Raw genomic sequence first — 14,823 nt, 5'->3', positions numbered from 1 at the left:
CGTTAGTTCGCTGCACGCGTCTATGGTTATGCGCTGGTCCGGCCTAAAGTTTCAAAGCCTGACTGATGAATTTTTCTTGCTGCTCAATGTGCAAGGCCATGTAGCCCGCAGCCGGCGACGCTGACGGTTCGCGACCGACGTAGCCCAACAGCAAATTCTTCTCGGGTTTAAAGCTGCGAATTACCCTCGCCATACGGTGGCGACTGTTGTACCACGCCCCTTGGTTGCGCGGCTCTTCCTGACACCAAACCACTTTCTTCAGGTTTGGATACTGCGCAATAACTTCACGCAGATCGTCGTAGGGGAAGGGATAAAGCTGCTCTAAACGAACAATAGCGATAGAGTCTTTGCCATGCTCTCGGCGAGCGTCGCGCAGGTCGTAATAGACCTTGCCACTACACAACACCATGCGCGTCACTTTTGACTTATCGATATCGTCGGTTTCATCAATCACATTCTGGAACTGGCCATCCGTCAGCTCTTCCAGCGTTGATACCGCTTCCTTGTGACGCAGCAGACTCTTCGGTGACATAACCACCAGTGGGCGGCGCAGCGGGCGGATAACCTGGCGGCGTAACATATGGAAAACCTGCGCCGGCGTAGAGGGCACACATACTTGAATGTTGTGCTCGGCACACAATTGCAGGAAGCGTTCTAAGCGAGCAGATGAATGCTCAGGCCCCTGGCCTTCATAGCCGTGGGGTAACAACATGGTGAGACCGCATAAACGGCCCCATTTCAACTCACCACTGCTGATGAACTGGTCGATTACCACCTGTGCGCCGTTGGCGAAATCACCAAACTGCGCTTCCCAGATCACCAATGCATTGGGCTGGGTGGTCGCGTAACCGTATTCAAAAGCCAGTACCGCCTCTTCGGACAATAGCGAGTCGTAAATATCAAACGACGGCTGATCATCGGCCACGTGTTGCAGTGGCACATAACGGCTGGCGTCTGTTTGGTTGTGCAACACCGCGTGGCGGTGCGAGAAGGTTCCGCGGCCCACGTCTTGCCCGGTAAGGCGAACCTGGTGGCCAGCATTGAGCAGGGAACCGTAGGCCAGCGTTTCGGCAAAGCCCCAGTTGATTGGCATGGCGCCGACAGCCATTTTGCGGCGATCTTCATAGATCTTCGCCACTTGGCGCTGCACGCTAAAGGCCTCTGGCACGGCGTTAACCGCCTCTGCCACTTCTTTAAGTTCTTTGGCGTCAATGCGGGTATCACCCGAGACATCCCACGCATGTCCCAGATACGGCGTCCAATCGACAAACAACTCGGTATTCGGCTCTTTCACCAAGCTCTTGGCAACGTGCTGACCGTCGTCCAAGGCCTGACGGTATTCAGAGGCCATTTTGTCGGCGAGCGCTTTGTCGATAGTGCCATCGTCAAGCAGCTTATTGACGTAGAGCTCGCGTGTACTCTTTTGCTTGCTGATTTGCTTGTACATCAGCGGCTGGGTGCCTGACGGCTCGTCCGCTTCGTTGTGACCGCGACGACGGTAGCAGATCAAATCAACCACCACGTCTTTCTTGAATTCCTGGCGGAAGTCGGCGGCCAACTGCGATACGAACAACACCGCTTCGGGGTCGTCACCGTTAACGTGGAAAATCGGCGCCTGTACCATTTTTGCAACGTCAGTACAGTATTCCGTGGAGCGCGCGTCTTCCTGCAAGCTGGTGGTGAAACCCACTTGGTTGTTGATGACGACGTGGATCGTGCCACCGGTTTTGTAAGCGCGGGTCTGGGACATCTGGAATGTCTCCATGACCACACCCTGACCGGCAAAGGCCGCATCGCCGTGGAGTACTATCGGCACGACCTTTTCCCCGACGGGGTCAAAACGACGATCCTGCCGTGCACGCACAGAGCCCTCGACCACTGGCGATACAATTTCCAAGTGAGACGGGTTGAAGGCCAGTGCCAAATGCACCTCCCCGCCCGGGGTCATCACGTTGGAAGAAAAGCCCTGGTGGTATTTAACGTCGGCCGAGCCCTGGTATTGAACCTTGCCTTCGAACTCGTCGAAAAGTTCGGCGGGGTTCTTACCCAGAATATTGACCAAAACATTGAGTCGACCGCGGTGGGCCATACCAATGACAATTTCTTTGGCGCCGTATTCGCCGCCGCGCTGGATCATGGCGTCGATCATTGGGATCAGGCTCTCGCCGCCTTCCAGGCCAAAGCGCTTGGTACCGGGGTATTTTGAACCCAGCGATTTCTCCAGCCCCTCTGCGGCAGTCAAGCGCTCCAGCAGATGGCTGCGCGCCTCAAAACCGTATTCCGGCTTTGAACGTACACTCTCCATACGCTGCTGAATCCATGCACGCTCGCGGGTATCCACAATGTGCATGAACTCGGCGCCGACTGAGCGACAGTAGGTTTCACGCAGCGAGTCGTAGATCTCGCGAAGGGTCGCTTGGTCTTTACCGATGTACAGACTACCCGTCTGAAATACGGTATCGAAGTCCGCTTCGCTGAGCTGGTGATATTGCAGCTCCAAATCGGGTACGCCCGGGCGCTGCCACAGGTTCAGCGGATCGAGCTGCGCTTCCTGATGGCCCCGCTGACGATACGCGCTGACCAGCTGGATAACCCGTACCTGCTTGCGCTCATGCTCGCTGACCTCACTACTGGCCGAGGCAGCGGCGCGAACCGGCTGTTTGGCTAACTGAGCGAAGTGATCTCGGATCGGAGAATGAGGGATATCGCGGATAGCGGATTCGCTGACGCGAGGGAGCTGTTGAAAATAGTTTCGCCATTCCTCAGGAACAGCATTGGGATCAGTGAGGTAGGTTTCGTACAGGTCTTCGACGTAACCCGCATTTCCACCAGATATGTGGGAGCTCTTCCAAAGAAGCTCCATTGACGCTTTCTGCATTCCTGTCCACCTAATAACGAGAGGCGTGGCTGCCGGATGCTGCATCGCCCGATAAGGCGTTTTGCATCGTCTTACGCCCGCAGCGCTCAGTGTACGCCGCGAGGCCGGCTTAAACCACAGGCCTTAGCCAATCCCTCTCAATACGTTTTTTATCTCGCTAGTGCCGGTAAGCACCGAGTTGTATTTTGTTCCGGTGTCACGTTGTGACACCAAAGGACACAATACGCGCAGATTTTAGCCCTATCTTCGCAGGGTCTAATAAGTGGGGCTCTCTCGAGCCCCTCAGCGATTAGCTCGCCCGATTCAGCAACATGTTGCGAATATGGCCGATAGCCCGGGTTGGGTTCAAGCCTTTAGGGCAAACATTGACACAGTTTTGAATGCCGTGGCAACGGAAGACGCTAAAAGGATCGTCCAGTTCGCTCAAACGCTGTTCAGTTGCCGTGTCGCGGCTATCCGCAAGGAAGCGGTAAGCTTGCAACAGGCCGCTGGGTCCGATGAAGCGGTCCGGGTTCCACCAGAAAGACGGGCAAGCCGTTGAACAACATGCACAGAGAATACACTCGTACAGGCCGTCGAGCTTGGCGCGCTCTTCAGGTGATTGCAGACGCTCGATCGCGGGCGCTGGCGTGTTGTTAATCAGGTAAGGCTTGATCTTCTCATATTGCTTGTAAAACAAGCTCATATCAATAATCAAGTCACGGATAACGGGCAAGCCGGGCAGCGGGCGCAGCACCAAGGTGTTACCACCCTTGCCGTTTTTCAAGGCTTCCGAAATCGGCGTAATACACGCCAAACCGTTTTTACCATTGATGTTCATACCATCGGAACCGCAGACACCTTCGCGGCAAGAGCGGCGGTAGGTCAGCGAAGGGTCCTTCGCTTTCAGCAGTTCCAATACGTCGAGTACCATCAGGTCTTTGCCGCCGGTGTCGAGTTCGACATCCTGCATGTACGGCTCCTGATCGACTTCAGGATTGTAGCGATAGAGACTGACTTTCAACATTTTCTCTTCTCCCCTGATCAGTAGGTGCGTACTTTAGGCGCGAAAGCTTCGCGGGTTTTCGGCGCGAAGTTAACCGCACGCTTACCAACACGCTTCTCGCCAGGGAAGTACATGGAATGACACAGCCAATTCTCATCGTCGCGGTCTTGGAAATCTTCGCGAGCATGAGCACCGCGGCTTTCCTTGCGCTCCTCAGCGGCGATAGCCGTTGCTTCGGCCACCTCAAAGAGGTTTTGCAGTTCAAGCGCTTCGATACGCGCTGTGTTATACGCGTTGCTCTTGTCTTCCAGATGCGCGTTTTCAATGCGACCGCGAAGATCTGCCAATTTCTTCACGCCTTCTTGCATGAAGTCACCGCGGCGGAATACACCGAAGTGGTTCTGCATGACGTTTTGCAGCTCGGTACGCAGATCGGCAACTTTCTCGCCGCCTTTGCTGTTGTTAACGCGGTTCAAACGCTCGTTGGCCTGCTCGAGATCGCTCTCTGAGGCGTCGCGCATATCGATGCCTTCGCGCAGCGCTTTCTCAATGAACAGACCTGAAGCGCGACCAAATACCACCAGATCAAGCAGCGAGTTACCACCCAGACGGTTCGCGCCGTGTACCGATACACAGGCCACTTCACCACAGGCGTACAAGCCGGGAATCACTTGGTCGTTGCCGCTGGCGTCAACCGTCAATGCCTGGCCGTGAATATTGGTGGGAATACCGCCCATCATGTAGTGACAGGTTGGTACCACAGGCACTGGCTCTTTAACTGGGTCAGCGTGGGCGAAGGTGCGGCTCAGCTCACAAATACCTGGCAGGCGGCTTTCCAGCACTTCCTCGCCAAGGTGGTCGAGCTTGAGGAAAACGTGGTCGCCATTGGGGCCACAGCCACGGCCTTCGAGAATTTCCAGTGTCATTGAGCGAGCAACGACGTCGCGGCCGGCCAAGTCTTTGGCATTCGGCGCGTAACGCTCCATAAAGCGCTCGCCATCTTTATTGATCAGATAGCCACCTTCACCACGGCAGCCTTCTGTTACTAGAACCCCTGCGCCGGCAATACCGGTGGGGTGGAACTGCCACATCTCAATGTCTTGTACAGGGAAGCCAGCACGCAGGGCCATGCCCACGCCGTCGCCCGTATTGATGTGAGCGTTAGTGGTAGATGCGTAGATACGCCCTGCACCACCGGTCGCGAATACGGTTGCTTTCGCCTTAACGTAGACAACTTCACCCGTTTCGATGCAGATCGCCATCACACCGACAACCGCGCCGTCTTGGTTCTTTACAATGTCAGTGGCGAACCACTCATTAAAGAACACGGTGTTGTTCTTCAGGTTGCCCTGATAAAGGGTGTGCAGCAGGGCGTGACCGGTACGGTCAGCTGCTGCGCATGTCCGCGCCGCCTGACCGCCTTCACCGAAATTTTTAGATTGGCCGCCGAAGGGACGCTGATAGATACGACCTTCTTCTGTGCGCGAGAACGGCAAACCCATGTGATCCAGCTCGAAAACCGCTTCTGGGCCAACGCTGGTCATGTATTCGATAGCGTCTTGGTCACCGATGTAGTCAGACCCTTTAACGGTATCGTACATGTGCCACTGCCACTGATCCTGAGGGTCGGCACTCGCGATCGCGCAAGTGATACCACCCTGGGCTGATACTGTGTGAGAGCGCGTAGGGAATACTTTAGAAATTACCGCAGTTTTGTAGCCTGACTGGGCCAACTGCAGTGCAGCGCGCATACCTGCGCCACCACCGCCGACGATAACGCCGTCAAAGGTAATAGTACGAACATTAGCCATTACTTAACTCCACAGAATCTGGATGCCCCAAACGAGGTAGGTGAACAGAACAACTGCTGATGCAGCCTGAAACGCCAGGCGCAAGACAAGACCCTTGCCACCCATCATACGCTCGGTCAGGTAGTCAGTAGAGACCGCCCACAAACCTATCCACGCGTGAGCAATTACCGACAGCACCGCTGCAGTACTAAAGACACGCATAAATGTCGAGGCAAAGAACGCGCTCCACTGGGCGTAATCCATCGCGCTGCCTTCGCAAACCAAGTAGCCACCTACGACCAAGAAGTAAGCCAGCAGAACAACACCGGATACTCGCTGAACCAGCCAGTCTGAAAGACCGCTGCGACCAAAACTTGTTACTGATTTAACTACCATACCCATAACCCCGTCAGTACAACCAGAACCGCTGTAGTCAGCAGCACCAGTTTGGACCCTCTCTCGCCACCTTCCATAGACTCACCGATACCGGCGTCCATGACCAAATGCTTCACTCCCGCAGCAGCGTGGTAACTAATACCCACTAATACTGCCCAGACAATCAGCTTGCCCCAGAACGATGACAAACACTCTTTGGCTTGAGCGAAACCTTCTGGACCACTGAGGCTAGTGCCCAGCAACCAGAATAAGACGGCCATACCGGCCACTAGGAAAACACCACTGACGCGGTGCATGATTGAGGTATATGCGGTAATCGGCAGTGCGATTGTCCCGATATCCAGGTTCACAGGTCGTTTATCGTTCACGGTTTTCCACACTTTATTTCAGGCCCTTTTACTACGGGCGGTTCAACGGAAGTGGATCTATCAAGTTTGCCGGGCTCTCCTTCCCGGGCTTCTTCCTAAGAGGTGCAAGCACTGGGGCTCGAGAAGAAACGCCGCGCATTATAGGGCTATACATACGCAATTACAAACACGCCTTTAGTCGAAATTGCCCTCCAAAAAAGCGCTATATCAAGGGTTTGCGGGACTATTTCGCGCCATTATGGCGCCATAAGATTTGCGGCGCACCAAAACCGCGCACGCATCGACGGGGGCAGCATAAAGTACAGAAAACATCAAACATTCCCACGGCCGCAATCACAGGGTAAAATGTGGTCAGCGTTGACAAAACGTTTTAGCTCTCTATATTTGTGACTCCCTAATTTTGCAGGGAGCCTTTCTGCCTGTTGCGCTCAGCATCACCACGCCGATTGTCAGACAGCAGAAACCACCGCCACAAGCTATGAAAAGAAAGTAACAGGAGCCCGTCAAATGAGCGATAAGAAAGCCACTCTGAGTATCGATGGCAAAACGCTGGAGTTGAATGTCCATTCCGGCACCATTGGCCCGGACGTGATTGAAGTTAGCCCCCTGACGGGTAACGGATATTTCACCTACGACCCCGGTTTTGTTTCCACCGCAGCCTGCGAATCAAAAATCACCTATATCGATGGTAATGCAGGTGTTCTGCTTCACGGCGGTTACCCCATCGAACAACTGGCAGAACAGTCAGATTACCTGGAAACCTGTTACCTCCTGCTCTACGGCAAGCTCCCCAACCAAGCTGAAAAAGAAACCTTCGTCAACAAAGTGCGCATGCACACCATGGTCAACGACCAGATGAGCACGTTCTTCAAAGGCTTCCGCCGCGACGCTCACCCAATGGCAATTATGTGTGGCGTAGTTGGCGCCCTGTCAGCGTTCTACCACGACTCTCTGGACATTGCTGACGAACACCATCGCGAAATTTCTGCAATTCGACTCATTGCAAAAATGCCAACACTGGCTGCCATGACCTACAAGTACACCATCGGCCAGCCCTTCATGTACCCGCAGAATCACCTGAGCTACTCAGAAAACTTCCTGCACATGATGTTCGGCAACCCCTGCGAGCCCAGCAATGTTAATCCTGTACTGGCTAAGGCCATGGACAAGATTTTCCTGCTGCACGCTGACCACGAGCAGAATGCTTCTACCTCTACTGTGCGTTTGGCTGGCTCGACTGGCGCCAACCCCTTCGCCTGTATTTCTGCTGGCATCGCTGCCCTGTGGGGACCTTCTCACGGCGGCGCGAACGAAGCTGTTCTGGATATGCTGGAAGAAATCGGCGATGCCTCACGCATCGACGAGTTTGTTGCCCGCGCTAAAGACAAGAACGATCCATTCCGCCTGATGGGCTTTGGTCACCGTGTTTACAAAAACTTTGACCCACGCGCCAAGGTAATGAAGCAAGCAGCTGATGAAGTACTGGCTGAGCTTGGTTTGGAAAATGACCCTCTGCTGAAGATTGCCAAGCGCCTTGAGCAAATCGCCCTGGAAGATGAATACTTCGTTGAGAAGAAGCTCTACCCCAACGTAGACTTCTATTCAGGCATCATCCTCAAAGCGATCGGCATCCCAACCAGCATGTTCACCGTTATCTTTGCACTGGGTCGTACCCCAGGCTGGATCGCGCACTGGAACGAGATGATCAGCGGCGCCTACCGCATCGGTCGCCCACGTCAGTTGTATACTGGCCCGGAAAAACGCGATTTCGTCCCACTGGACAAGCGCTAAAAACAAAAAACCCTGCCTCGGCAGGGTTTTTTTTTTGCTCAACGTTTCTGACTTTGCCAGCGTGCCTACGGCGTTTTGTACTCAAAGCCCATTTCCACACCATCGACCTTTTCATCGTAAGCGTTGAAACTTTTATCCAGCGTTGCATCTTCTTTAAGGTAGATTTTACTTTTCAGCTTTAATTTTGATTCCGGCTTATCGCCCTCTTCAAACCAACGCTCAACACCATAGCGACTCGTTTGAGGCTCAAATGGCGTCGCGTCCTCTGTGTAGTCAGTCGGCAAACGCAAATCCAGTGGCGGCGCCGAATCCAGTGGTGGCGCAGTTGGCACACCGTCTGCTGTTTTTGTTGCCTGTTTTTGCGATGGCGGATTAGAAGTCACCCCGGGGGAGGATTTGCCCTCTGTCATGGGCAGCGGTTCAAGGGGCGCAACGCAACACGCTTGTTGTTGGTAATAAAACCACATTAGACCTGCCGCCAGCAGCAACAGCGCGATGCCGATTGTACTTTTCATCTACCCTCCCTTAACTGCGGCGCACCGATATTGAATAACACCTACGCCCTACTCCTATTGGACAATTGACCGCACAGTTTGTCACCGATTAAATGCGCAGAGAATTTAACAAAATAACAGGAGAAATCGATGGCTAGGCTCGCGGGAAAAGTCGCAATTATCACCGGTGCTGCGCGCGGAATGGGCGCCCTCACCGCCAAACGTTTTGTAGAAGAAGGCGCCAAAGTGGTAATCGCCGACCTACTGGATGAGCCCGGGCAGGCACTGGCCCAACAGCTAGGCGAGAATGCTCGCTACGTGCATGCCGATGTATCGCGCGAACAGGATTGGCAAACACTGATTGCCGAAGCCGAGGCCTTTGGGCCGCTCAATATATTGGTAAATAATGCGGCGATACTCCACGCAGCCGCCATTGCCGATTCGGACGGCGATGACTACATGCGCGTTATCAAGGTTAATCAGCTCGGCCCCTACCTCGGCATACGCGCTGCCATCGAGCCAATGAAGCGCAGCGGCGGCGGTTCAATTATTAATATTTCGTCTATCGACGGCCTGCAAGCAAAAAACGGCTTGAGCGCCTATGTATCGTCGAAGTGGGCGGTTCGCGGCCTAAGCAAGTCGGCCGCCATTGAATTAGGCCCCTACAATATTCGCGTGAACACGGTCCACCCAGGTGGCATTTACACCGACATGCACGGCGCGGGAGAAGGTGCCCAGCCCAGCGACGAGGACAATGCCTTCTACGTCAATCATCCCTTACCGCGGGTCGGCCTTCCCGCCGAAGTGGCCAATATGTCGCTGTTTCTGGCCTCCGACGAAAGCAGCTACTCAACAGGCTCTGAGTTTATTGTCGACGGCGGGTGGAATGCGGGGTTGAGGCTGGATTTACTGCCGACCTCCTAATCGTTTAGGCTGACAGCTGACTCACCATGAATAACGGAGGGTAATATGGAAGCAGAATTTCACAGCATGTCAGCACTGTTTCAGCAACTCGGCCTGCCAGCAACGCCCAGCGACATTGAAGCATTCATTGGGCGTCACCGGCCACTCCCCAAAGACCTGGCCCTGCACCAGGCTCACTTCTGGTCGCCGAGCCAGGCCGCCTTTTTGAAGCAGGCCTTGGACGACGACGCTGAGTGGGCTGAGCTCGTAGACGAGTTGGACGCGCAATTGCGCCACTGACACGTTCGCGACTCAGAGCGCCCCGGGACCATAGTGGCTCTGCGACGTCTCGGGAGGCGCTTCTGATTTCGGCTTTTTACTTTCTTCGATCTGCTGTTGCGCGCGTTGCAATTCGCGCTCAACCGCATCGACCATCACCGACCAACCATCAACCAACGCTTTGTTGGCTTCCTCGAGAAGATTCCCCAGCGAACTGGCAGCGTCCTCTTCCTTGGCACTGTTTAGCTGCAGGCTCAGGGCGTCCACGCTTTGCTGCAAGGCAACGAGTTGCTGCTCCAAACGCTGCGTTTCCGCCTGATTATGGCGGTACTGCCAATATTCAAAGCCAATCAACGCAACAATCGCTACGGCAAATATCGCGTTTAACGATGATTTCATACTATGCTCTCTCCGAGCTTTTTCGACACAGGCATTGTATGCCCGTTTTAGGTGATAATCGCCAGTAAACTTGAAAAACCGGAACGCTATGAAGCTGAATTTACTGTTAACCGGCAATGAACTTATGGCCGGCGATATTATTGATTCAAACTCCGCGATGGTTGCCCAGCAACTGGCGCCACAAGGTTGGAGAATACATAAAAAGGTCACGGTAGGCGACGACAGCGCACTGCTGCAAAAGGAAATTGATCAGCTGTGTGAAGAGGGCGATGTACTGATTATTAATGGCGGCCTCGGCCCCACCGTCGATGACTTAACCGCCGCCGTGCTGGCCCAGCTCTGCGACCGGGCACTTACCGAACACCCTGAGGCATTAGCGCACTTATCACATTGGTGCGAGCAACGCGGTTTCAGCATGAACGCCTCTAACCGCAAGCAAGCCATTCTCCCCGAGGGCTGCGATATTATCGCTAACGCCCGAGGCAGCGCCGTGGGAATACGGCTTATGTATCGCAACTGCCTGGTATTGGCCACGCCGGGGGTACCCAGCGAATTGCGTCAGATGCTGACCGACGAACTCCTCCCTCTCCTCAAGCAACGCTTTGAGTCGGACCATATTCACACCCTTCGTCTTGGCGTTTTTGGCTTAGGTGAGTCCAGCATACAGGAGCTGTTTGACCGCGAGTTACCCAATTGGCCCGACAATATCGAACTGGGTTTTCGCGCCTCAATGCCCGTGCTGGAAGTAAAGTTAACCGCGCGCGGTGAACACGCAAACACGGCCTTAGCCGAGTGGCGCACGCCCGTTGAAACCCTGCTCGGCGAACATTTACTCGGCGAACTGCCGCTCAGTTTGCCCTCAGTATTGGTCGACGAACTCAGCAAGCGAAATCAAACTCTGTGCACAGCAGAGTCCTGCACAGGTGGCCTGATCGCCTCCCAAATCACCAGCACCGCTGGCGCATCGAAAGTCTTTCCCGGTGGCATCGTCAGTTATTCAAATGCGATGAAAAGCAGCCAGCTGGGTGTGAGTGAGGCGCTGCTGCAACAGCACGGCGCGGTAAGCAGAGACGTTGCCCTGGCCATGGCGCAGGGCGCCCTACGCGTTGGCCACGCCGATGTGGCCTTGGCCGTCACAGGCATTGCCGGGCCCGATGGTGGCTCTGAAGACAAGCCGGTCGGCACCGTATGGATAGCCTGGGGCAGCGAAGACCACCTAAAAGTGGAATGTTTGGTGCTGCCTTTTGACCGACAGGCCTTTCAAATGTGGGTGTCGGCACTGGGTATGGAGCTGGTGCGCCGCCACTTACTGGGCATTGCCACAATGCCCAGCTTGATACAGCGCTACTGCAAAAAAGCGCATTAAGCGCGCGATTTCAGGTGCTCGTCCACCCATTGCAAGAGCATTTCATAGGCACCGCGAATCATCGCGGCCGCCTCTTCGTCTGATGCGCCCTGTGGTGTTGCGCGGCCGTACCAGTCTACATGGCAACGGCCGTCATCAATGGCCGTCACCTTGGCATTGGCCGAATAATCGGTTACCGGCATGGGAATACCGCGAGGGATCGTATAGCCAAAACTCATGGTACTGGCGTCCATACTTTCGAGCTGCTCATCAATCGGCTCCATCCCCGCCAGGTGCAAACGGCGAATCATGCCAATGCCCTCACCGATTACCTCAATTTTGTCGATACCCGGCGCCCAGTTAATGTCGCCAAAATCTTCCAATAAGGCCCAAACCGTTGCGGCGGGAAAATCTAAATCGCGCTCTACGTGTACTTCAACCATCTGACTCTCCGAAGTTTTTTTATTCAGCGGCGATCTTGCCGCATAATAGGTGGATCAACCTCACCCGAACGGCTTAGTTAACCCTCGGCTTACTCATGAGCAAATGGCGGCGCAAGATGCGACAATAGCGCCATAATCACAACAAGGCATTCCACCCACATGAGCTCAGCGCACTCCCCTCGCCCCGTTTGTTTATTCAGCATGGACTCGGACGGCTTTTGGGCTGTTCCCACCACAACGGGCGGCTTGAAAGCGTACTACCAGCATTACGGCAATAACCCAGCCGGCAACGACATACGCCTGATACATTTTCGCGACAGCGACGCGGCTGACGCCTGGAAAGCCACATGGCCCGAGCTTAGAGAGGAGTTCATCGCCTGCATCGCACATGGCGGTGTACCGGTGGTGGGCTTCAGTATGTACACCTGGAATGCAGCGGAATTTCTCGAGCTGATCGCGCTAATCAAGTCTGACTGCCCGCAAGTCCTTTGCATTGCCGGCGGGCCCCACGTTCAACAAGCTGAGGATTATCTGTACGACGACCCGATTGATGTTATTGCTCTGGGCGAGGCAGAAACCACCTTCGCCCAGTGGCTGGACTGCAAAAGCCGAGAGCAGTGGCAAGACGTGGATGGCCTCGCGTATTTGCGCGATGGTGAACTGGTAAAAACTGCCGAGCGCAAGCGCCGCCAGGATCTCGACGCCCTCCCCTCGGCCCTCGATGTAGTGCCGCTGTGTGATGATGCGGGTAAGCCACTCTACGACTCCGTTTCCTATGAAAGCAGCCGTGGCTGCCCCTTTAAATGCGCGTTTTGCGAATGGGGCACCGGCGCTATCGGCTCGAAAATGTACCAGTTTTCCATGGAGAGGATTGAGCGGGACTGGCGCAAAATTGTTGCCGCTGGCATCAAGGATATCTGGCTTGCCGATTCCAATTTTGGTGCATTGAGAGAAGACCTGGACAAAGCCAAACTCATTTGCGAACTGAAAAACACCACCGGCCTACCCAGCAGCTTCGCTACCTCGTGGTCAAAGAAACACAGCCCGCGGGTGCAGGAAATTGTCTTGCTGCTTAACCAGCACGGGCTACTGCCGCACTATCAACTCGCCCTGCAAACCCTAACGCCAAAGGCCCTTGAGCTTAGCAATCGCAAAAACATGGCCGCCAATAAGTACGAGCCCATTGCCAAAGATATGGCCAGTAAAGGGGTGCCTATTGCCGCCGAGCTCATTTGGGGCCTACCCGGCGATAATCTCCCGGATTTTGAGCGCAACCTCGATGAACTGCTGCAGGTTTTCCCCAACCTCAATATTTTTGCCTACACCCTGCTGCCAGGCACCGAGTTTTACGAAAAACGCCAGGAATATCAGATCGAAACCATTCCGGTGGCCGGCTACGGCAAGGCGAAGGGCGAATACGTGGTCGCCTGTCACAGCTTCAGCCGCGAACAAGGCCTGCAGGGCTACCTGTTAATTACCGCGCATATGTTATTTGCTCACGGCCATATTCTGCCCTACAGCATTCGCTACATCGCCCAGCAAGAGGGTATTACGACCGCAACACTGATGCGCGAGCTACTACTGGCGGTGTGCCGGGAATTTCAGGACGCTTTGCCTAGCGTCGATGTTAACGATGCCCTTACGGTCTACGAGTCACGCAACGCCATCTTCACCGAGTGCCTGCGCGATCCGCAGCGCCTGTATCAGTGCGTGCAAAGGGTAATGAACCACTATGTGAGTGATTACGCCGGCGCCAGTACCACACTGCCGATCAAGGCGCGCTTGCACAGGCTGCTCGAGCTTGACCAAGCACTTTCACCTCGCTGGGGAGAAGCCAGCGAACGCGACGTTACCTTTAGCTTCGATGCACTGGGCTGCAAACGGGCGCTGGACGAGATGTCATCGCCTGATGAAAGCTGCTTTCAGTCCGGCCCGAGCTCAGCGCGAATACGCACCCCGGGCGGCGTCGGTAGCATTCTCCACGAACCCGACGGCGGCGCCTGGCTACGCGGCGAAATTCAACACGACACTGAAGAGCAAGTGGTACGCGTGATCCACCCCGGACAGGAAGCGCTCGCGCACTCTTAAGGCACCTCTGATTAATTCGGTGATAACTCAGGCTTTGCCTTATTTCGGTTGGCAAGGCGCGCTCAGGCAGTAAGGCTGGTTGCCTTTCAAATGAGCGGAACGCCGCCAGGCGAAATAAGGCAAAACCCCGAAGGGCGGGTCTCTCGCGCCCCCTGGCCGTCGTTGCAACACTCGTCAAGGAGAACCACCCTTGACCTTCGCGCTGCGCCTCGCCAGTGCACGCGAGAGGCTCCGCTGAGCCATTACCGAATTAATCAGAGGTGCCTTAACCTGCCGCGAGTGCCTCACGTATTTTTTCTGCCTCAGCCGCCAGCGACGCGGCGTCGGCCATTTCAGCCCCGGCAAAGTCGATGTCACGCATCTCGTCAATTGGCACGAGATGCAGGTGGGTATGTGGCACCTCCAGCCCGACGATCTGCAAGCTCACGCGACGGCATTGATACACCCGCTTCTGGGCCTTCGCCAGTTTTCTGGACACCGCCAGCAAGTGAGCACTGAGCGCCTCAGGCAAATCGTCCCAGTGATCAATTTCCTCTTTGGGAATGACCAAAATATGGCCCGGCTTAATCGGCTGAATGGTCATAATCGCCACACAGTCATCGTCCTGCCAAACAAAATGTCCGGGCAATTCACCTGCAATAATTTTGCTGAAAATACTCGCCAT

General features: G+C 54.9%; 14 protein-coding genes. 5 read left to right on the top strand and 9 right to left on the bottom strand.

The features are described 5' to 3' along the window. Positions 1-43: 43 nt before the first annotated feature. The 5 genes from ABNS66_RS10125 to sdhC form a co-directional block, all read right to left on the bottom strand. Positions 44-2,878: a 2-oxoglutarate dehydrogenase E1 component gene (locus ABNS66_RS10125; protein ID WP_286838388.1), complete on the bottom strand. Its 2,835-nt coding sequence runs from the start codon at positions 2,876-2,878 to the stop codon at positions 44-46. Positions 2,879-3,167: 289 nt separating this feature from the next. Then, positions 3,168-3,884 carry a succinate dehydrogenase iron-sulfur subunit gene (locus ABNS66_RS10120; protein ID WP_027873850.1) on the bottom strand — a complete coding sequence of 239 codons (717 nt, stop codon included), beginning with the start codon at positions 3,882-3,884 and terminating at the stop codon, positions 3,168-3,170. A gap of 17 nt (positions 3,885-3,901) precedes the next feature. Next, positions 3,902-5,674, bottom strand: coding sequence for a succinate dehydrogenase flavoprotein subunit (gene sdhA, locus ABNS66_RS10115; protein ID WP_027873851.1), 1,773 nt, complete (start codon positions 5,672-5,674; stop codon positions 3,902-3,904). Between the two features lie 3 nt (positions 5,675-5,677). Then, positions 5,678-6,049 (bottom strand): succinate dehydrogenase, hydrophobic membrane anchor protein, encoded by a 372-nt coding sequence (gene sdhD / locus ABNS66_RS10110; RefSeq protein WP_286838384.1) that lies wholly within the window; start codon positions 6,047-6,049, stop codon positions 5,678-5,680. Next, positions 6,043-6,417, bottom strand: coding sequence for a succinate dehydrogenase, cytochrome b556 subunit (gene sdhC / locus ABNS66_RS10105; RefSeq protein WP_204996392.1), 375 nt, complete (start codon positions 6,415-6,417; stop codon positions 6,043-6,045). The genes sdhD and sdhC overlap by 7 nt, the downstream gene beginning before the upstream one ends. Before the next feature lie 507 nt (positions 6,418-6,924). Here sdhC and gltA point away from each other — a divergent pair. Beyond that, a complete protein-coding gene (gene gltA / locus ABNS66_RS10100) occupies positions 6,925-8,208 on the top strand; it encodes a citrate synthase (RefSeq protein WP_286838382.1) in 1,284 nt (427 codons plus the stop codon). A 65-nt stretch (positions 8,209-8,273) separates the two neighbouring features. On the opposite strand, the gene ABNS66_RS10095 is transcribed toward gltA, so the two are convergent. After that, positions 8,274-8,723 (bottom strand): hypothetical protein, encoded by a 450-nt coding sequence (locus tag ABNS66_RS10095; RefSeq protein WP_286838380.1) that lies wholly within the window; start codon positions 8,721-8,723, stop codon positions 8,274-8,276. A gap of 129 nt (positions 8,724-8,852) precedes the next feature. Here ABNS66_RS10095 and ABNS66_RS10090 point away from each other — a divergent pair, with 129 nt between their 5' ends. Both ABNS66_RS10090 and ABNS66_RS10085 read left to right on the top strand, forming a co-directional pair. Continuing rightward, positions 8,853-9,626, top strand: coding sequence for a glucose 1-dehydrogenase (locus ABNS66_RS10090; RefSeq protein ID WP_204996389.1), 774 nt, complete (start codon positions 8,853-8,855; stop codon positions 9,624-9,626). A gap of 45 nt (positions 9,627-9,671) precedes the next feature. After that, a complete protein-coding gene (locus tag ABNS66_RS10085; protein ID WP_286695684.1) occupies positions 9,672-9,905 on the top strand; it encodes a DUF2789 domain-containing protein in 234 nt (77 codons plus the stop codon). 12 nt (positions 9,906-9,917) lie between these two features. Here ABNS66_RS10085 and ABNS66_RS10080 read toward each other — a convergent pair whose 3' ends face one another. After that, the gene (locus tag ABNS66_RS10080) at positions 9,918-10,283 is read right to left on the bottom strand and encodes a hypothetical protein (RefSeq protein WP_286838378.1); all 366 of its coding nucleotides are present in this window, start codon (positions 10,281-10,283) and stop codon (positions 9,918-9,920) included. 88 nt (positions 10,284-10,371) lie between these two features. Between ABNS66_RS10080 and ABNS66_RS10075 the strand changes: the two genes are divergently transcribed. Next, positions 10,372-11,649, top strand: coding sequence for a CinA family nicotinamide mononucleotide deamidase-related protein (locus ABNS66_RS10075; RefSeq protein WP_286838377.1), 1,278 nt, complete (start codon positions 10,372-10,374; stop codon positions 11,647-11,649). Here the strand turns inward: ABNS66_RS10075 and ABNS66_RS10070 are convergent. Further along, positions 11,646-12,071, bottom strand: coding sequence for an SRPBCC family protein (locus ABNS66_RS10070; protein WP_204996385.1), 426 nt, complete (start codon positions 12,069-12,071; stop codon positions 11,646-11,648). The genes ABNS66_RS10075 and ABNS66_RS10070 overlap by 4 nt on opposite strands. Positions 12,072-12,230: 159 nt before the next feature. Here ABNS66_RS10070 and ABNS66_RS10065 point away from each other — a divergent pair, with 159 nt between their 5' ends. Further along, positions 12,231-14,159, top strand: a complete 1,929-nt coding sequence (locus ABNS66_RS10065) for a radical SAM protein (protein ID WP_286838375.1) — start codon at positions 12,231-12,233, stop codon at positions 14,157-14,159. Between the two features lie 265 nt (positions 14,160-14,424). On the opposite strand, the gene ABNS66_RS10060 is transcribed toward ABNS66_RS10065, so the two are convergent. Beyond that, on the bottom strand, positions 14,425-14,823 hold the full coding sequence (locus ABNS66_RS10060) for an HIT family protein (RefSeq protein WP_286695689.1): 399 nt from the start codon (positions 14,821-14,823) through the stop codon (positions 14,425-14,427).

Origin of the sequence: uncultured Spongiibacter sp. (genome assembly GCF_964011655.1) — a bacterium.
Taxonomy (GTDB): domain Bacteria; phylum Pseudomonadota; class Gammaproteobacteria; order Pseudomonadales; family Spongiibacteraceae; genus Spongiibacter; species Spongiibacter marinus.
The sequence above is the reverse complement of the archived record's forward strand: the minus strand, read 5'-3'. Positions and strand labels throughout refer to the sequence as shown.